At 69.4% G+C, this 17,501-nt stretch carries 16 protein-coding genes; 6 read left to right on the top strand and 10 right to left on the bottom strand.

What is annotated here, in order from left to right:
* Position 1 precedes the first annotated feature (1 nt).
* From PKE75_RS11155 to PKE75_RS11110, 10 genes are all read right to left on the bottom strand, one after another.
* The gene (locus PKE75_RS11155) at positions 2 to 823 is read right to left on the bottom strand and encodes an alpha/beta fold hydrolase (protein WP_271168801.1); all 822 of its coding nucleotides are present in this window, start codon (positions 821 to 823) and stop codon (positions 2 to 4) included.
* A 117-nt stretch (positions 824 to 940) separates the two neighbouring features.
* Complete coding sequence (gene atzF, locus PKE75_RS11150; protein WP_271168800.1) at positions 941 to 2,752, bottom strand: allophanate hydrolase; 1,812 nt, start codon at positions 2,750 to 2,752, stop codon at positions 941 to 943.
* A 149-nt stretch (positions 2,753 to 2,901) separates the two neighbouring features.
* Positions 2,902 to 3,636: an ABC transporter ATP-binding protein gene (locus PKE75_RS11145; RefSeq protein ID WP_271168799.1), complete on the bottom strand. Its 735-nt coding sequence runs from the start codon at positions 3,634 to 3,636 to the stop codon at positions 2,902 to 2,904.
* Positions 3,629 to 5,434 (bottom strand): ABC transporter permease subunit, encoded by a 1,806-nt coding sequence (locus PKE75_RS11140; RefSeq protein ID WP_428979133.1) that lies wholly within the window; start codon positions 5,432 to 5,434, stop codon positions 3,629 to 3,631. The genes PKE75_RS11145 and PKE75_RS11140 overlap by 8 nt, the downstream gene beginning before the upstream one ends.
* On the bottom strand, positions 5,427 to 6,260 hold the full coding sequence (locus tag PKE75_RS11135; protein ID WP_271168798.1) for a branched-chain amino acid ABC transporter permease: 834 nt from the start codon (positions 6,258 to 6,260) through the stop codon (positions 5,427 to 5,429). Before PKE75_RS11135 ends, PKE75_RS11140 begins: the two co-directional genes overlap by 8 nt.
* A gap of 69 nt (positions 6,261 to 6,329) precedes the next feature.
* On the bottom strand, positions 6,330 to 7,487 hold the full coding sequence (locus PKE75_RS11130) for a substrate-binding protein (protein ID WP_271168797.1): 1,158 nt from the start codon (positions 7,485 to 7,487) through the stop codon (positions 6,330 to 6,332).
* 47 nt (positions 7,488 to 7,534) lie between these two features.
* Complete coding sequence (locus tag PKE75_RS11125; RefSeq protein ID WP_271168796.1) at positions 7,535 to 8,380, bottom strand: nitrilase family protein; 846 nt, start codon at positions 8,378 to 8,380, stop codon at positions 7,535 to 7,537.
* Positions 8,381 to 8,555: 175 nt separating this feature from the next.
* Positions 8,556 to 9,182: an ANTAR domain-containing response regulator gene (locus PKE75_RS11120; protein ID WP_271168795.1), complete on the bottom strand. Its 627-nt coding sequence runs from the start codon at positions 9,180 to 9,182 to the stop codon at positions 8,556 to 8,558.
* A complete protein-coding gene (locus PKE75_RS11115) occupies positions 9,179 to 10,333 on the bottom strand; it encodes a transporter substrate-binding domain-containing protein (protein WP_271168794.1) in 1,155 nt (384 codons plus the stop codon). Before PKE75_RS11115 ends, PKE75_RS11120 begins: the two co-directional genes overlap by 4 nt.
* A 101-nt stretch (positions 10,334 to 10,434) precedes the next feature.
* The gene (locus tag PKE75_RS11110; RefSeq protein WP_271168793.1) at positions 10,435 to 10,803 is read right to left on the bottom strand and encodes a transposase; all 369 of its coding nucleotides are present in this window, start codon (positions 10,801 to 10,803) and stop codon (positions 10,435 to 10,437) included.
* A 287-nt stretch (positions 10,804 to 11,090) separates the two neighbouring features.
* Here PKE75_RS11110 and PKE75_RS11105 point away from each other — a divergent pair, with 287 nt between their 5' ends.
* From PKE75_RS11105 to PKE75_RS11080, 6 genes are read left to right on the top strand one after another with little or no spacing between them, the layout of a single operon-like run.
* Positions 11,091 to 12,341 (top strand): substrate-binding domain-containing protein, encoded by a 1,251-nt coding sequence (locus PKE75_RS11105; protein WP_271168792.1) that lies wholly within the window; start codon positions 11,091 to 11,093, stop codon positions 12,339 to 12,341.
* Positions 12,342 to 12,352: 11 nt separating this feature from the next.
* Entirely contained in the window at positions 12,353 to 13,957 is a 1,605-nt protein-coding gene (urtB, locus tag PKE75_RS11100) for an urea ABC transporter permease subunit UrtB (protein WP_271168791.1), read from the top strand.
* Positions 13,954 to 15,063, top strand: coding sequence for an urea ABC transporter permease subunit UrtC (urtC, locus tag PKE75_RS11095; RefSeq protein ID WP_271168790.1), 1,110 nt, complete (start codon positions 13,954 to 13,956; stop codon positions 15,061 to 15,063). The genes urtB and urtC overlap by 4 nt, the downstream gene beginning before the upstream one ends.
* On the top strand, positions 15,060 to 15,770 hold the full coding sequence (locus PKE75_RS11090) for an ABC transporter ATP-binding protein (RefSeq protein WP_271168789.1): 711 nt from the start codon (positions 15,060 to 15,062) through the stop codon (positions 15,768 to 15,770). The genes urtC and PKE75_RS11090 overlap by 4 nt, the downstream gene beginning before the upstream one ends.
* Before the next feature lie 5 nt (positions 15,771 to 15,775).
* A complete protein-coding gene (gene urtE / locus PKE75_RS11085; protein ID WP_271168788.1) occupies positions 15,776 to 16,468 on the top strand; it encodes an urea ABC transporter ATP-binding subunit UrtE in 693 nt (230 codons plus the stop codon).
* Positions 16,469 to 16,494: 26 nt separating this feature from the next.
* On the top strand, positions 16,495 to 17,433 hold the full coding sequence (locus PKE75_RS11080; protein ID WP_271168787.1) for an acetamidase/formamidase family protein: 939 nt from the start codon (positions 16,495 to 16,497) through the stop codon (positions 17,431 to 17,433).
* Positions 17,434 to 17,501: the final 68 nt, after the last annotated feature.

Here is a 17,501-nt window from a genome sequence, read left to right as displayed (position 1 = left end):
TTCAGCCGCGGATGAAGGCCAGCAGGTCGGCGTTGAACGCGTCGGTCTGGACTTGGGCCAACCCGTGCGAGCCGCCCGGATAGACCTTGAGCGTTGCCCCCGGAACGAGCTTCGCCGACTTCAGGCCCGACGCGCCGATCGGAACGATCTGATCGTCGTCGCCGTGCGCGATCAGCGTCGGCACGTCGAACTTCTTCAGATCCTCCGTGAAGTCGGTCTCCGAGAACTGCGCTATGCAGTCATAGGCCGGCTTGACGCCCGCCATCATGCCCTGCAGCCAGAACGACTGCCGCAGGCCTTCGGAGACCTTCGCGCCCTCGCGGTTGAAGCCGTAGAACGGCATGGTGAGGTCAAGGAAGAACTGCGAGCGGTCGGCCAGCGTCGAGGCGCGGATGCCGTCGAACACCTCCTTGGGAAGTCCGTCCGGATTGGCTTCCGTCTTCAGCATCTGCGGCGGCACGGCGCCGAGCAGCACCGCCTTCGCGACGCGGCTCGTTCCGTGCCGGCCGATGTAGCGGGCGACCTCGCCGCCGCCCGTCGAGTGGCCGACCATCACGATGTCCCTGAGATCGAGCGTCTCGAACAGCTCGGCGAGATCGTCGGCGTACTGGTCCATCGTGTTGCCGGACCATGTCTGGCCGGAGCGGCCGTGGCCGCGCCGGTCATGAGCGATGACGCGGTAGCCGTTGGCGCCGAGGAACATCATCTGCTGGTCCCAGGCGTCGGCCGAAAGCGGCCACCCATGAGAGAACGCCACCGGCTGCCCCGAACCCCAGTCCTTGTAGAAGATGCTTGTGCCGTCCTTCGTCGTGATCGTGCTCATCGCGTCGCATCCCGTTTCCGCCGCGCGGCCCTTCCGCATCGGTGCAATCCGAGCGTCCTACACGCCGGACCTCGACGCCACCTGAAAGATAGGGGATCGACCTTGCGTCAGCGCAAGCTACGCGGAGAGTTTTGATCCCACATAGGCGCGCCAGCCGCCAAAGCCTGTGATGTCCTCGGTTCCGCGCACGCCTTCCGGCTCCGCCAGGAAGCCTTTCGGCGTCGTGCCGTCGGCGAGCAGCAAGGTCCCGAATCCGAGCGGCGCGCCGACGCCGAGCGCGAAGTCGCCGAACGCCGCCCTAGGCAGCGCCCAGACCTCGGTCGCGATCGCCGCGCCGTCGCCGTCGGGGACGCGGATCAGGCCCGGCCGCTCGATCTTTCCCGGCACGGCGTAGAGCCGGTAGCAGGGCTTCGTGTCGACCGCGCGAAGGAAGCGGCCGCCGCGCGACGTGACCTCGTGGTTGAGCGCCATGCCCGAGAGATGGGCGCCCACCACGACGAGCTCCATGTCGTCCGGTCCGATCGCGGCGGCGCGTTTCGGACGCTTCGGCGGGAGGCGGCCGATCGAGCCGACGGGCACGCCGCCGGCCTCATGCAGCGCCTCGCCGATCGCCGCGACCAGCGCGTCGGCTCCGGCGCGCCCGATCAGCGTCACGCCGGCGGGCTTGGCGTCGGCGCGGGGCCGGCCGGGCGTCGCGATGGCGCAGAAGTCGAGCAGGTTCACGAAGTTGGTGTAGGCGCCGAGCTCGCTGTTGAGCGCGATCGGATCGGCGAGGACGTCCGCGACAGTGTGCGGCCGGGGATAGGTCGGCACGATCATGGCGTCGAAGCGGGTCCAGAGCCCACCGAGCTCCCGGCGGAGTTCGGTCAGCCGGTAAAGGACGTGGAAGGCGTTCGCCGCGTCGAAGCGCTTGCCGCTTTCGGTGATCGCTCGGGTGACGGGGTGCAGCGCCTTCGGAGAGGCGTCGAAGAACGCGCGGATCGCATCGTAACGCGAGGCGACGATCGCATCCTCGTACAGCATGCGGGCGACGGCGAAGTAGGGCTCGAGATCGAACGGCGTCAGTTCGGCGCCAAGCGCCTTCAGGTCCTCGAGCGTGGCGTCGAAGGCCGCAGCCGCTTCGGCCGAGCCGCCGAACCGCCGGCTCGCCGCGTCGGGAACCGCGATCCGTAGCTTCGGCGGCAGCGCGCCGAGCGGCGGAATGGCGACGTCCCGCGAGAATGCATCGACCGCGTCGTAGCCGCCGATCGCGGAATAGGCGGTGTAGGCGTCGTCGACGGTCTGCGCGAAGACCGTCACGACGTCGGCCATGCGCACCGCGGGAACGACCCCGCGCGAGGGCGTCGCTCCGACTGTGGGCTTGAGGCCGACGATGTTGTTGAGGCCCGCCGGCACGCGGCCGGAGCCCGCCGTGTCGGTGCCGAGCGCGAAGCTGACCAGCCCTCGCGCCACCGCGACCGCCGATCCCGAGCTCGATCCGCCGGGCACGAGTTCGGGATCGACTGCGTTCTTCGGGGCCGGATATGGGGTGCGCACGCCGACGAGGCCGGTGGCGAACTGATCGAGATTGGTCTTTCCCACCACGATCGCGCCCGCGGCCTTCGCACGCTCCACCGTCACGGCGTCGGCGCGGGCCGTGTAGGCGAAGTCCGGGCAGGCGCAGGTCGTCGGCAATCCCGCGACGTCGATGTTGTCCTTCACTGCGAAGGGGACGCCCCAAAGCGCGCGGCCGTCGGGCCTGGCGCCGAGCGCCCGGGCCGCGGCGCGCGCCTGCTCGCGGTCAGCGAGCGTGATGAAGACGCCGGGATCGTCGAGCGCCGCGATGCGGTCGAAGACCTCGTCCACCACCGCGACGGGGTCGAGGCCGTCTGCATAGGCGGCGCGGAGCGCGGCGAGGTCGAGCGGAAGATCGGCGAGTTTCGTCGGCATGCGGGCTCCTGTCGCGAGTTCGGCGGCCGGGAACGCGTCTACGCCTGTTCATCCCCCGCGACCGCCGCGGCGACAGATTGCATGGCGAGCGGCAGGTCCGCATGCGCAAATCGTCATCATCGAGCGCGGGCGACGGCCGATGCGTCCGATCAAACGCCGAGGTGTGCGAGCGCGCGGCTTCTGGCGGTTTCGTCGACGCCGCCCTCGTCGTCGATCTCTCCGAGCTTCAACACCGCCCAGCGGTCGGCGACGCGCAGGGCGAAGTCGAGATTCTGTTCGACGATCAGCATGCTGGCCCCGCTGGCGGCCCGCTCGTGGGCGAGCGCCGTCGCGATCCGGTCCACCACGGAGGGCTGAAGGCCCTCGGAAATCTCGTCGATCAGCAGCAGCCGCGGCTTCAGCATCAGGGCGCGCGCCAGGATCAGCATTTTCTGCTCGCCGCCCGAGAGTGTTCCGGCGTGCTGCGAGAGCCGGTCGGCGAGGAAGGGGAAATGTCCGAAGACGCGCTCCAGCGCCTCCGGCAATCGCTTGTCGCTCGAAAGCGCGAGCCGCAGGTTGTCGCGGATCGAGAGGTCCTGGAAAAGCGCCAGCTCCTGCGGCGCATAGCCGACGCCGAGCGCGACCAGCTTCGCCGGCGACAGGCCCGCGACCGAGGCGCCGTCGACCGCGATGGCGCCGCCGCTCAGAGGCGTCATGCCCAGGATCGTCTTCAGCAGGGTCGTCTTGCCCATGCCGTTCTTGCCGAGCAGCGCGACGATCTCGCCGGGCGCGACACGAAGCGACACGCCCTTCACGACCGACACGGCGCCGTAGCCGCTGGTGACGCCCTCGAGAACGAGGTCGCCGCCGGCCGGCGCCTCGACCTTTCGCGCCGCGTCAGCCATGAGCGCCCCCCGAATAGATGGTCCGGACCAGTTCGGAGTTGACGACCTCGTCCACGGTGCCGTCGAGCGCCAGGCGTCCCTGGTGCAGCACCACGATGCGCGAGGAGATCTGCCGCACGAAGTCGAGGTCGTGCTCCACCAGCACCGCCGCGACCCCATCGCCGGTCAGCGTTCTGAGGACCGCGCCGATCGTGGTGCGCTCCGCCTTGGTCAGGCCTGCGGTCGGCTCGTCGAGCAGGATGAGGCGCGGTTCGAGCGCGACCACCATGGCGAGTTCAAGCGCCTGCTTCTGGCCGTGCGAGAGCAGGCGGGTCGGCTCGGCCAGCAGGCGGTCGAGGCCCGTCATGCGCAGCACGTCGAGGGCGGCCTGCGGCAGGCTCAGCGTTTCGGCGCGGCCGATGGGGCTGAGCCGGTCGTGCGGGGCGCGGGCGAGGAGCAGGCAGTCCGCGACGGTGAGGCTCTCGAACACGCTTGCGACTTGGAACTTGCGGCCGACGCCGAGCGCCACGATGCGGTTCGGCGTCAGCCCCGCCGTCGAGGCGCCGCCGATCGAGACGGCGCCGCTGAACGGCTCCGTCCCGTCGCTCAGGCAGCGCATCAGCGTGGTCTTGCCGGCGCCGTTGGGGCCGACGAGGCTGACCAGTTCGCCGGCCCGGATCTCGATGTCGATGTTCTCGAGCACGGTCAGGCTGCCATACGACTTCGCGAGGTTCTCGATTTTCAGCAGCGGGGCGCCGGAGACAGCCGCGTTCGGCCGCGGCGAGCTCGCGACGAGCCGCGGCGCGACGGCCTGGCGGCGCCCGAACGGCAGCCTCGCCCACACGCGGCGCACGAGCTCGGCGAGCCCGCCGGGCAGCAGGATGATGACCGCGACGAAGGCCGTCCCCAGCAGGAGCTGCCACAGGAACGGCAGGTCGCCCGAGAGGTTGGCGGCGAGGTAGTCGATCGCGATCGTCCCGAGGACGGGCCCGAGCAGCGTGCCGCGGCCGCCGAGCGCCACCCAGATCACGAGCTCGGTGCCGAACAGGAAGCCGGCGTTCTCCGGCGCGACCACCGAGGACGCGTTGGCGAAGACGAAGCCGGCGAGGCCCGCGACGCCGGCGAGGACTGTGGTCAGCGCGATCTGAAGCCGCTTGGGGCTCAGGCCGAGATAGGCGCAGCGCGCATCGTTGTCGCGCACGGCGACCAGCGCCCGCTCGGCGTCGGAGCGTACGAACACCCAGGCGGCGAGCGTCACGGCGACGAGAACGAGCGCCGCGAGCCGAAAGAAGCCTTCGAGCTCCAGCGGCAGCACGTCGAAGCCGACGAGGCCGCTGCTGGAGCCTGTCCACTCGCCGCCGGAGTAGATCAGCTGCGTCACCACGATCGGGGTGACCAGCGAGATCACCGAGGCGTAGAGCGCCGTCGAGCGGTGGTAGAACGAGAGCCACCCGACCGCGAGGCCGAGCGCCATCGGCGCCGCGACGGAGAGCGCGAGAGCGACCGCCATCCACTCCGGGGTCGCCCCGAGATAGGTCAGCGCCATCGCGGTCGCATAGGCGCCGACGCCGAAGAAGGCGGCTTGTCCGAAGGTGAGGACGCCGGCGAAACCCCACAACAGGTCCACCGTCACGGCCAGAACCGCATAGATCATCGAGCGGGTCAGCACATTGACGGCGAAGGTGTCGAGCACGGCCGGCGCGACCCACAGCGCGACCGCGGCGAGGCCTGCGACCACGAAGGGCGCGGATCGCGACAAGCGCGCGCGGCTGCGCGCGGGCCGCGCGGCGAGCCCGAGGGCGGGAGCGTCGTCAGGCACGGGAGAAGCCTTTCGGGCTGACGCGCAGCACCAGCGCCGCAAGTACGGCGATCGCGATGCTGCCCAGGATCGGGCTGACGAACGTGCTCACCAACACCTGCGCCGCGCCGAAGACGAGGCAGGCGACGCCGAGCGCCAGGAAGGAGGCGTCGGCCACCATCACCAGCATGAAGGCGCCAATCAGCCAGCCGACGCCCATGTTCGGATCGACGCTGGTGAGCGGCGTGAGCAGGACGCCCGCCAGCGCCGCGAGCCCCGCGCCCATCATGAAGGTGAAGAGCCGCACGCGCGCTGTGTCGATGCCGAGGCCGCGCGCCAGCGTCTCGTTCATGATCACGGCGCGCGCCGACAGGCCGAGGCGCGTTCCCCCGATGGTGAGCGCGAAGGCGACGCCGATCACGATGGCCGCTCCCAGCGTCGCCAGCCGGTAGGCGGAGTAATCCGCGCCGAAGATCTCGACGGTGCCGGAGACGAGGTTCGGGGTCATCTGCACGTCACGGCCGAAGCCGAGCGTGATGAGCTGACCGATCACGATGCCCAGCCCCCAGGTGGCGAGGATCGCGTCCAGCGGCCGGCGGTAGAGCGGGCGGATGATGAAAAGCTCCGTCAGTCCTCCGAGCGCGCCGCCGACCACGAAGGCGAGCGGCAGAGCGGCCCAGGGGTTGAGGCCGAGCTTGGCGGCGACCACGGCGCAATAGGCCCCGATCGTGAGCCATGCGCCGTGGGCGAAATTGATGATCTTCAGAACGCCGAAGACCGCCAGCAGCCCGATCGAGACCACGAACAGGATCGCGGCGGTGGTCAGTATGTCGAGGACGAGCAGCATCGTCGGCCTTTTCGTAAGGCTCCTCCGTCGCTTCCGGGCGACGGAGGAGCGATCAGCGGCGCCGCGAGGTCAGTTCAGCTTCGGGCACTGCTCGCCCGGATCGACGTTCTTGAACGAGCTCACGACCTTCACCGAGCCGTCGCCCTGCACCTGCCCCAGATACATGGTCAGGGGCGCATGGTGTTGCTTCGACATGCTGATCGTGCCGCGGGGGCCGGTGAAGCTCACCGTCGGCAGCGCCTCCAGCACCTTCGCCGTCTCCGTGCCTCCCGCCTTCTCGACGGCCGCCTTGTAGAGATACACCGCCTCGTACTGCGGCACCGAAAGGTCGTTCGGCGTCTTCAGTCCGGAACCGAACTTCTTCTCCATGGCGGCGAGGAAGGTCTTGTTCTCGGGGCTGTCGATGCCGGTGACGTAGGACGCCGAGATGTAGATCCCCTCCGCGTCCGTCCCCATGCTCTTGGCGGTGCCTTCGTCGACGGCGAGGTTGGCGTAGGGCAGCGAAACGCCCGCTCCGCGCAGTTGCTTGGTCAGCGTCACGTTCGGCGCGCCGCCGGCCGTGGAGGTGATCAGCGCGTCGGGCTTGGCGTCCTTCAGCTTGGAGATGATCGCGGTCCAGTCGCTGCCGTCCATGGGAAGGTACTCCTCGCCCACGACCTTGCCGCCGATCTTCTCGATGTAGCTCTTGGTGAAGGCCAGCATGCCGCGGCCGAAGGCGTAGTCGCTGCCGATCAGGAAGTAGGTTTTGGCGCCCTTCTCCTTGGCGAAGGCGTCGACGATCGGCGGCACCTGCTGTTCGGGCACCCAGGCGTTGACGAACATGTTCTTGTTGCAGGATTTGCCCTCGTAGAACGAGGTGTAGATGTAGGGGACCTTCCCCTTCGTGACGGCGGGCAGGCCGGCGTTGCGGGCGGCGCTGGTCTCCATCGAGATCAGCACGTCGACCTTCTTCTGGTAGATCAGCGAGTCGAAAGCCTTCTGCGCGCCGGCTGCGCCGGAGGCGTCGTCGGCGACTTCGAGCGCCAGCTTGCGGCCGAGCACGCCGCCGGCGGCGTTGATCTCCTCGACCGCGAGTTCCGCCGACTGCACGACGGAGGGCGCGACGACGCTGTTCGCGCCGGAGAGGCCGACCGGCACGCCGATGACGATCGGTTTGTCGGCGGCGAAGGCGGGCGTCGCCGCGAGCGCGAGGACGGCTGCGACGCCGGCGAAGTGACGCTTGAGCATGGGATTTCGGCTCCTCGGAGAAGACGTTGTGCGGGGAACGGGCGGCGTCAGCCGTAGACGTCGGTGCGCCGGTCGCGCAGGACGGAGTTGAACTCGTTGAGATCCTTGGCGGAGGCGTCGTCGAGATTGACGGTCGCGGTAAGCGTCTCCGGCTGGTCGCGGCTCGCGGGGCCGGCGATCGTCCAGCCCTTGGGGCCGATGATCAGGCTCTGGCCCTCGAAGGGCTGGCCGCGCTCGACGCCGACGCGGTCGGCGCAGGCGATGAAGATCCCGTTGGAGTGCGCCGCCGCGCGGTGCAGCGTGTTGGCCATCGCCGCCTCGCCCTCGGGCTGGTTCGGCATCGGCACCCAGTTCGTCGGGATGCAGACGATCTCGGCGCCGGCGAGCGCGAGCTGGCGAAACGTCTCCGGGAACCAGCCGTCGTAGCAGATGGCGACGCCGATCCTGCCGATCGCGGTCTCAAACACCGGAAAGCCGAGATCGCCCTTCTGGAAGAACACGTTCTCCCGGTGCCAGAGGTGCGACTTGCGGTAGACGCCGATGAACCCGTCCGGGCCGACGATCATCGCGGAGTTGTAGAGGGCGTCCCCGTCGCGCTCGGCGAAGCCCGCCACGATATGCACGTCGAGCTCCTGGGCAAGCGCGCCCCAGGCGAGCGCCGTCGGTCCGCTCTTGGCGGGCTCGGCCAGCGCCGTCGCCTCCTCCATGCTTTCGAAGACGTAGCCGGTGTTGGCGAGCTCGGGCAGGACGATCAGCCGGCTGCCCGACGCCGCCGCGGCGCGGATGAGCGCGGACGACCGCGCGACGTTGTCCGCGACCGCGCCCATCTGCGGCTCGAACTGGATGCAGGACACCTGTAACGGCGGACGAGCGGGACCGTTCGTCTGGATCATGGACGCTCCAAAACGCAAAAAGCCCCTGGACGCGGAAGTTATCCGCAGACCAGAGGCTCCAAAGCCGAGATGTGATGCAGCAATCCTGCTGCGGGGCAAACCTGCCCGACGCCGCTACGATAGCCCCGAACATTCAGGCGGCAAGTCGATAAATGCAGCACCGCCTGCCGCGATTTTAGGACCTCTCGGCCAACGAGATGTGCAGGCCGAGCCCGCTGATGGCTTCGTGCGCGGCCACCACGCTCTCGGCCACGCTCGTCATCGGCACGCGCGCCGCGGTGGCGCGGTCGCGCAAGAGCTTGTAGGCGGCGTCCTCGTCGATCCGATCGAGTTCGGTCAGCAACCGGACCGCCTTCTCGACTGTGCGGCGGCCCTTCATGGTCTCTTCGAGCTTGGTGATCTTGGCCGTCAGCCGCCCCTCATAGCCGCGCCGGTAGCGGGCGAGCGCGAACTGGGTCAGCACGCCCCGCGGCCTGAGCGGCTTGCTCAGCACGCCGTGGGCGTTGAAGTCGACGATGGCCTTCAGCGAGGTCGGGCTCTCATAGGCCACGATCGCGATCACCGCCGGCTCGGTCTCCTCGATCGACGGCAGCAGATGGATCACCTCGGCGTCGTCGAGCTGGATGAACAGCGTGTCGATGTCCGGCGGCAGCGCAGCAGGGGGCGGCCAGGCGACCGAGACCTCGCAGCCGAGGCGGCGCAACTGGTCGACGAGCGAGGCGCCTTCCTCGTCGCGCGGGTGGACGACGAGCGCGCGGGCGCGCCGCAGTTCGTCCAGGATCCGGCGGGCTGGCGCCGTCATGGGGCGACGCCCTCTTCGAGCCAGTTGGTCTCGAATCGCGACGACGCGAGATAGGGGTCCGGCCTCACCGGCCGGCGGGAGCGCCAGGCGACGTCGAACTGCCCGTCCGCACGCGCGACGCCGATCCCGGGGGTCAGCCAGACATGCCTGGTGTCGCCGTCGAAGGCGATCTCGCCCTCCGGCGCCAGGAAGCGCTGGCGCATCGCGGCGGCGCTCAGCCGCTCCGCGTCGAGCGTGCCGGCCGCCGCGAGCGCGCGGGCGAAGAGATGGACCTGCGCGTAGGCCGTCTCGGACCACATGCTCGTCGGCCGCTCGGCGCCGAAGCGGGCCTTGAAGGCCGAGACGAAACGCCGGTTCTCGTCGCCGTCGAGCCGCTCGAAATAATGGGCGGCGAGAAGGTGGCCGGAACAGCGCTCGGGCCCGATCGCCCGGATCTGGCCCTCCGACATGGTGAGGCTCGCGATCGGCCGGCGGGCGCGGTCGATCCCGGCGTCCGCATAGGCGCGGTAGAGCCGCTCCGCTCCGCGGCCGACGACGGTCGAGAACACCGCGTCCGGCTCCGCGCGCTGGATCGCTGCGACCATCTCGTTGTGGGCGTCCTCGTTCGCGTCGAGCGGGGCGTAGAGCTCTCCGACGATGACGCCGCCTTTGGCCTCGATCAGGTCCCGCATCACGCGGTTCGACTCGCGCGGGTAGATGTAGTCCGAGCCGACGATGAAAATCCGCCGCCCGTATTCTCCCAGCAGGAAGTCGGCGAGCGCGAAGACGTTCTGGTTGAGGGTGGACGCCGTGTAGAGGACGTTCTCGGAATACTCGAAGCCCTCGTAGATCGAGGGGTACCAGAGCAGGCCGTTGTGGCGCTCGATGGTCGACAGCACCGACTTGCGGCTGGCCGACAGCGAGCAGCCGAAGATCACCTCGACGCCGTCCTCGGCGAGCAGCCTTCTGGCGAAGGCGCGGTAGCCCTCGTTATCGCCCGCAGGATCGTAGCAGACGGGCTCGATCTGGCGCCCGAGCACGCCGCCCGCGGCGTTGACCTCCTCGATGGCGAGCGCCGTCCCGAGAAAATGCTCGGTCTCGGTGACGCCGCTGACGCCGCTGCGCGAGAACAGCACGCCAATGCGCCAGGTCGCGCCGTCCTTGGCCGCCATCCGTCACCTCACCGATCGATCCGGCGGACCTTAGAGGGGGCGGCCGTCCACTTCCACGGCCAGATGAGCGCACGCCGCCGAACGCCGGTCACGCCTGGAGCCTAAGGACGCGTCGGTCGGCAGGATCCGATCAGTCGGACGGTCGCAAAACGGCCGACGCTCAGTCCGCGGCCTTCCCTGAGCCTGACGTCGCCGCCTGCCGGTCGCCGCGCCTCAGGCGCGAGGACCGCGACGTCCGCACGACGCGGCGACTGTTCGGCGAGACGTTTCTTCAATTCGGCGTTTTCGCGGCGGAGCGCCTTGAGCTGCCTGACGCCCGCCGGAGTGAGGCCGTCGAATTTCCGTCGCCATCGGTAGAAGGTGCGGACGGAGACGTGCGCGCCGGCGCAGACCGCCTCCATGGAAGCCCCTTGCGACACCTCGTGCAGCAGTCCGGCGATCTCTTCGTCGGTCAAGCGGGACGCGGCCATCGAGCGATCCTCGCGTCATTTGGCCCACCATGTGGGCGTGCACATTCTTGGGGCAGAATGATCTCCCGCTCGCGGCCATGCAAGCTGTCGATGGCGGCGCCGCCGCCTAGCCTGCGCCGAAAGACGCCGATGGCGCGGTGCGGCCCCGCGCTGTCAATTTTGACAATGGCCGGATCAGTCCGCCCGAATGCCTAATCGGAGCGCGCGGGGCGCTCTTATTTGATCTTGCCCCACCTGCGTTCGGACCGTCTGCTCGAGCTGGCGAAATCTTCCGAAAGCGCTTGGCGATGAGCCCCTTCGACCGCAGAACATTCATCAAGACGACCGGCGCGCTCGCGGCGGGCGCGATCCTGCCGCTGGCGGCGCCGCCGCTGATCCAGTCCGCGCGGGCGGCCGGAACGGTCAAGCTCGGCTGCCTGTTCTCGTCCTCCGGCACGATGGCCAATCTCGAGGGCCGGCTGAACTACGTCGCCAAGATGGCGGCCGACGAGATCAACGCCGCCGGCGGCGTCAACGGCTCGACGATCGAGGTCGTCACCTCCGATCCAGCCTCCGACTGGCCGCTCTACGCGCAGGTCGGCCGCCAGATGCTCGCCGAGACCAAGGTCGCCGCGCTGTTCGGCTGCTGGACCTCGGTCTCGCGCAAATCCGTGCTGCCGGTCGTCGAGCAGAACGACGGGCTGCTGTTTTACCCGCTCCATTTCGAGGGCGACGAGAACTCCAAGAACGTCGTCTACGTGAACTCGCCACCGGCGAGCTCGGTGCTGCCCGCGGTCGACTACCTGATGAGCCCGGACGGCGTCGAGGCCAAGCGCTTCTTCATGATCGGCTCGGACTACGTCTGGCCGCGCACCATCAACAAGCAGCTCAAGGGCTACTGGAAGTCCAAGGGCATCGAGGAGAGCGCCTGGAAGGAGGAGTATGTGCCGTTCTCCTTCTCGAACTTCCAGACGCTGGTGAACCAGGTCCGCTCCTTCGCCGACGCGCCCGGCGGCAAGCTCGTCGTGGTGCTGACGGTGGTCGGCTCGTCGATCCCGGACTTCATGCGGGAGTTTGCGAACCAGGGCATCTCGTCCTCGGACGTGCCGGTGCTCGGCCTCGACATGGTGGAGGCCGACCTCGAGGGCCTCGACACCCAGAAGCTCGTCGGCCACCTGAACTGCTGGGCCTATCTCCAGCAGGCCAAGGGCGAGGCCAACCAGACGTTCCTGAAATCCTGGGCCGACTATGTCGGCAAGGCCAAAGCCCCGTTCCGACCAGATGTCGCGATCGACCCGATGGTCTCCACCTATGACGCCGTGCACCTCTGGGCCATGGCGGCGAAGAAGGCCGGCTCGTTCGCGACGCCGGAGGTGCGCAAGGCGTTCGACGGCCTGAGCTTCGACTGCCCGTCGGGCTACAAGATCGCGATGACGGCCGAGAACAACTACGTCTCGCGCGGCGTGTTCATCGGCTCGGTCAACGAGAAGCAGGGCTTCGACGTGCTCTGGCAGTCCAAGGACGCCCCGAAGCCGGTTCCGATGAGCCAGTACGGCTGAGACCGCCTCTCGTGCAGTGGCGTGGGGCTGTCGCGGGCCTGTTCGCGCTTCTCGCGGCCTGCGGTCCGGCGGCGGCGTTCGACCGCGCCGCGATCGCAGGGTGGTCCTGCGCGGGCGCCTCGGGCATGACGGAGGCCGCCAACGCGCTGATCTTCGGCGTGGCGTCCGCGTCGAAGGAGGACGCGGCGTGGGCTGCGGCGCTCGCGGGCGCCGCGCTCGACAGGACGCTGAAATGCGGCGGCGCCGCTCCGGCGATCGAGACGCCGCAAGGCCCCGTCGACGCCGTCACGCTGCAGCCTGGCGCGGCCGGCGACGGATCCGCGCCGCTGCTCAGCCTGAAGAACCGGCCGCTGTTCGAGACGGCGCGCGCGGCGGCCACTCTGTTCGTCGGCGCGACGCCGGGCGAGCGCAGCGCCGCGCTCGGCGCGCTCGAACGGCGCGCCGCGTCGCTGCCGACCGACATCTTCGAGCGCGCCGCGGACGCGGAGACCGACGCCGGGCTGAAGGAGCGCATCCTCGGCGCAGGTCAGGCGGCGCTGCTCAACTCTCCGGATATGACGAAGCGCGTCGCCGCGATCGAGCGCATCGCCGCGACGCCAGACCGCCGCGCGCTCACGCGGATCGCAGCGCTCAAGGCCGACCCCGCTTACGGCAAGGACCCGGCCTTCAAGGCCGCGGTCGACGCCGGCGTCGGTTCGATCGAGCGCTGGCTTGCGGTCTCCAACGCCTTGAACGCGCTCTACAACGGGCTGTCCTTCGCCTCGATTCTGTTCATGGCCTCGGCGGGGCTCGCGATCATCTTCGGCCTGATGGGCGTCATCAATCTCGCCCAGGGCGAGTTCATCATGCTCGGCGCCTACGTCACCTATGCGGTGCAGGAGGCGATGCGGGCGATCGCGCCGGGCGCGCTCGACTGGTACCTGATCGTCGCGATCCCGGTGGTGTTCGCCGTCACGGCCGGGATCGGCGTCGCGCTCGAGGCGACGCTGGTGCGGCGGCTCTACACCCGCCCGCTGATGACGCTGCTCGCGACATGGGCGGTCAGCCTGCTGATCGTCAACCTGGTCCGCGTCGCGGTCGGCACGCAGAACCTCCAGTTCGTCACGCCGTCCTACATCACCGGCGGCCGGCTCGTGATGGGGGACTTCATCGTCACCTGGAACCGGCTGTTCGCGATCGTCTTCGCGGCCGTCACGCTCGGTCTCACCTGGTTCGTGCTGAAACGCACGCCGCTCGGCCTCAACATCCGCGCCGTCACGCAGAACCGCGCGATGGCGGGTTGCGTCGGCATAGCGACGCGCCGGGTCGACATGATGGCCTTCGGCCTCGGGTCGGGGCTCGCCGGCCTCGCGGGGCTGGCGCTCTGCCCGATCTACAGCGTGAACCCCCAGATGGGATCTAACTTCATCGTCGACAGCTTCATGGTGGTCGTGCTGGGCGGCGTCGGCACGCTCGCAGGCGCCGTGATCGCCTCGCTCGGCGTCGGCCAGATCAACGTGCTGATTGAGCCGCTCTACGGCGCGGTCGCCGCCAAGGTGATCGTCCTGCTGATGATCATCGTCTTCCTGCAGTTTCGACCCGAAGGGCTCTACGCCGTGAAGGGCCGACGCAAATGACGGCGGCGATCGGCCCCAAGCGCAGCCTGATCGCCCGCGCGACGGACGACCGGATCGTGGCGGGCGTCGCGCTCGCGCTCGCGGCGACGGCCGCCGCGCTGCTCGCCGGCGGCCTCTCCGGCTACCGGGTCAACACCATCGGCCAGTTCGCCTGCTTCGCCTTGCTCGCGCTCGCGCTCGACCTGATCTGGGGCTACGCCGGCATTCTCAGCCTCGGGCACGGCCTGTTCTTCGCCATCGGCGGCTACGTCGTCGGCATGCATCTGCTGGAGCAGTCCGTGGCCGTGACCGGGATCACCCCGGACATCGTGCAGTTCATGGGCTGGACGGCGCTGCCGGGCTGGTGGGCCCCGCTCGAGAGCTTCCCCGTCGCGCTGGCGGCGGCGCTGGCGTCAAGCTTCGCGGTCGCCTTCGCGTTCGGCTGGGCCTCGTTCCGTTCGCGGGTCTCGGGCGTCTATTTCGCGATCATCACGCAGGCGCTCGTCTATGTCGCCATGCTGCTGATGTTCCGCAACGACACCGGCTTCGGCGGCAACAACGGCATGACGGGCTTCCAGGTCGTGTTCGGCCTCCCGATCCAGGATCCGGCGGTCACGAAGGGCCTCGCGCTCGCCTCGGTGCTCGCGCTGCTGGCGGCGCTGGTCGGCTGCCGGCTGCTGATGATCGGCCGGTTCGGACGCCTGCTGGTCGCGACCCGGGACGACGAGGTGCGGCTCCGCTCGCTCGGCTACGAGACCCTGCGGCTGAAGCTCGCGGTGTGGTGCCTCTCGGCCGTGCTCGCGGCGCTCGCCGGGCTGCTCTACGTGCCGCAGGTCGGCATCATCAATCCGCGGCTGCTGTCGCCGGAGCTGTCGATCGAGATCGCGGTGTGGTGCGCGATCGGCGGCCGCGGGCGGCTCGCGGGGGCGATCATCGGCGCCGTGCTGGTCAACGCGATCAAGTTCGCCCTGTCGGCGAGCCTGCCGGAGCTCTGGCCCTTCGTGCTGTCCGGCCTCGTCATCGTCGTCGCCCTGATCTTTCCGAACGGCCTGCTCGACCTCGGCCGATGGCGGCCGACCCTCTGGTCGCGCGCCGACGCGCTGCAGCCGACGGACGCCACGCCATGACGGTCGCGGTGCTGGTCGAAGGGCTGACCGTCGAATTCGGAAGTTTCCGCGCGATCGACGACCTGTCGCTCGCCGTCGACTACGGCGAGGTCCGCGCGGTGATCGGCCCGAACGGCGCCGGCAAGACCACGCTGCTCGACGTGATCTCGGGCGTCAGCCGCGCGAAGTCCGGACGCGTCCTGTTCGACGAGAAAATCGATCTGACCCGCGCCAGCGAGGCTGCGATCGCGCGCTCGGGCGTGCGTCGCAAGTTCCAGAAGCCGAGCGTCTTCGAGGCGCTTTCGGTGCGCGACAACGTCGAGATCGGGCTCGGCGGCGCCAGGGGGGCGGACGCCGGCGACCGCGTCGCCGCCATGCTGGAGACGGTCGGCCTCGCGGACGACGCGGACCGGCTCGCGGGCGACCTCGCCCACGGCCAGAAGCAGTGGCTCGAGATCGCCATGGTGGTCGTTTCCGAGCCGAAGGTGCTGATGCTCGACGAGCCGGTCGCCGGCCTCACCGACGAGGAGACCGAGCGGACCTCGGCGCTCGTCCGGCGGCTGCGCACGCCCGGGCGCGCGATCGTGGTCGTCGAGCACGACATGAACTTCGTCGAGACCATCGCCGACCGCGTCACGGTGCTGCACGAGGGCCGCACGCTGTTCGAGGGCTCGATGGCGCGCGCCCGCGCCGACGCCCGTGTCGTCGACGTCTATCTCGGGCGCTGACGCGAATGAGGCTCACGGTCCGCGACCTCGACCAGCACTACGGCGGCTCGCAGGCGCTGCGGAAGGTCTCGTTCGAGGTCGCGCAAGGCGAGTGCCTCGCCGTGCTCGGCCGCAACGGCGCGGGGAAATCGACGCTGCTGAAGTGCCTGGCCGGCGTGCTCCCCGTCACGCGCGGCGCGATCGAGTTCGATGGCGTGGACATGGCCCGGGCGCCGAGCCACCGCCGCTCGCGCGCCGGCTTCGCATATGTGCCGCAAGGGCGGGAGATCTTCGCAGAGCTGACGGTGCGGGAGAACCTGCTCGCCGCCGCCCGCCCGCACGGCGAGGCGAGCGACGAGACCTTCGCCGAGGTCTACGGCCTCTTCCCCGTGCTGCGGGAGATGGCCGGGCGGCGCGGCGGCTCGCTTTCCGGCGGCCAGCAGCAGCAGCTCGCGCTCGCCCGCGCGCTGGTGACGAAACCCTCGCTGCTCGTGCTCGACGAGCCGACGGAGGGCGTCCAGCCCTCGATCGTCCAACTGATCGAGACCGTGCTGCAAAGCCTGAAGGGCAGGCTCTCGATCGTCCTGGTCGAGCAGTACCTCGACTTCGCGACCGCGGTCGCCGACCGCTTCGTCGTGCTGTCGCGCGGCCAGGTCGTCGACCGCGGCGAGCGCGCCGAGATGAGCCGCGAGCGGCTCTCCAAATTCATGTCGATCTGATCAACCCAAGGAAGCGAGGCGCCGCTATGGCCCGTCACCACACGATTTCGTCCGCCCCGGAGAACATGGTCTGGGGCTATCTCGACTCGGCGCTGGATCCGGTCGTCCGGATCGCTTCGGGCGACACCGTCACGCTCACCTCCTTCCCCGCGGGCGGCAAGGAGTGCCTGCCGCCCGACGCCTCGAAGGCGCCGGCCGACTACATGGCGGCGCTCGACACGCTGCAGCAGGGCGGCGGGCCGCACTTCATCACCGGCCCGGTCTACGTCGAGGGGGCCGAGCCCGGCGACACGCTGCAGGTCGACATCCTGGAAGCCAAGCCCACCATGGACTGGGGCTTCGTGGCGATCCTGCCGCTGCTCGGGACGCTGCCGGACGAGTTCACCGACTACGAGACCATCCACCCCGCGATCGACGCCGCGAGGAACGTCTGCACGCTGCCCTGGGGCGTCGAGATCGAGCTCGACCCGTTCTTCGGCATCATGGGCGTCGCGCCCCCGCCCGCCTGGGGCCGCTGCGCCTCGCCGGTGCCGCGCGCCTTCGGCGGCAACATGGACAATAAGGAGCTCAAGCCCGGCGCGACGCTCTACCTGCCGGTCTTCAACAAGGGCGCGCTGTTCTTCGCCGGCGACGGCCACGGCGTCCAGGGCGACGGCGAGGTCTGCATCACCGCGCTCGAGATGGGCATCGAGGGCACGTTCCGGCTGACCGTCCGCAAGGACATGGCGATCGAGTTCCCGTTCGCCGAGAGCGAGACGCATCTGATGTCGATCGGGCTCGACGAGGATCTCGACGACGCCGCCAAGCAGGCGGTGCGCGAGATGGTGCGGCACGTCTGCCTGCGCTCGAACCTGACGCGCAACGAGGCCTACATGCTCTGCTCGCTCGCCGGAAACCTGCGCGTGACGCAGCTCGTCGACGGCAACAAGGGCATCCACATGATGCTGCCGAAATCGGCTATTTGATCAGCGCTCCCGAACCGCCTCCGATCGCGCCGCTCGCCGCAAACCGGACGCTCACGGTGTTGAACCGT

The sequence above is a fragment of the Hansschlegelia plantiphila genome (assembly GCF_027922265.1).
GTDB classification, from domain to species: Bacteria; Pseudomonadota; Alphaproteobacteria; order Rhizobiales; family Methylopilaceae; genus Methylopila; species Methylopila plantiphila.
The sequence above is the reverse complement of the archived record's forward strand: the minus strand, read 5'-3'. Positions and strand labels throughout refer to the sequence as shown.

Bases quoted from the DNA above. Each gene is read 5' to 3' on its own strand.
- PKE75_RS11155 (WP_271168801.1), bottom strand. From the start codon at position 823: ATGAGCACGATCACGACGAAGGACGGCACAAGCATCTTCTACAAGGAC.
- atzF (WP_271168800.1), bottom strand. From the start codon at position 2,752: ATGCCGACGAAACTCGCCGATCTTCCGCTCGACCTCGCCGCGCTCCGC.
- PKE75_RS11145 (WP_271168799.1), bottom strand. From the start codon at position 3,636: ATGGCTGACGCGGCGCGAAAGGTCGAGGCGCCGGCCGGCGGCGACCTC.
- PKE75_RS11135 (WP_271168798.1), bottom strand. From the start codon at position 6,260: ATGCTGCTCGTCCTCGACATACTGACCACCGCCGCGATCCTGTTCGTG.
- PKE75_RS11130 (WP_271168797.1), bottom strand. From the start codon at position 7,487: ATGCTCAAGCGTCACTTCGCCGGCGTCGCAGCCGTCCTCGCGCTCGCG.
- PKE75_RS11125 (WP_271168796.1), bottom strand. From the start codon at position 8,380: ATGATCCAGACGAACGGTCCCGCTCGTCCGCCGTTACAGGTGTCCTGC.
- PKE75_RS11120 (WP_271168795.1), bottom strand. From the start codon at position 9,182: ATGACGGCGCCAGCCCGCCGGATCCTGGACGAACTGCGGCGCGCCCGC.
- PKE75_RS11115 (WP_271168794.1), bottom strand. From the start codon at position 10,333: ATGGCGGCCAAGGACGGCGCGACCTGGCGCATTGGCGTGCTGTTCTCG.
- PKE75_RS11110 (WP_271168793.1), bottom strand. From the start codon at position 10,803: ATGGCCGCGTCCCGCTTGACCGACGAAGAGATCGCCGGACTGCTGCAC.
- PKE75_RS11105 (WP_271168792.1), top strand. From the start codon at position 11,091: ATGAGCCCCTTCGACCGCAGAACATTCATCAAGACGACCGGCGCGCTC.
- urtC (WP_271168790.1), top strand. From the start codon at position 13,954: ATGACGGCGGCGATCGGCCCCAAGCGCAGCCTGATCGCCCGCGCGACG.
- PKE75_RS11090 (WP_271168789.1), top strand. From the start codon at position 15,060: ATGACGGTCGCGGTGCTGGTCGAAGGGCTGACCGTCGAATTCGGAAGT.
- urtE (WP_271168788.1), top strand. From the start codon at position 15,776: ATGAGGCTCACGGTCCGCGACCTCGACCAGCACTACGGCGGCTCGCAG.
- PKE75_RS11080 (WP_271168787.1), top strand. From the start codon at position 16,495: ATGGCCCGTCACCACACGATTTCGTCCGCCCCGGAGAACATGGTCTGG.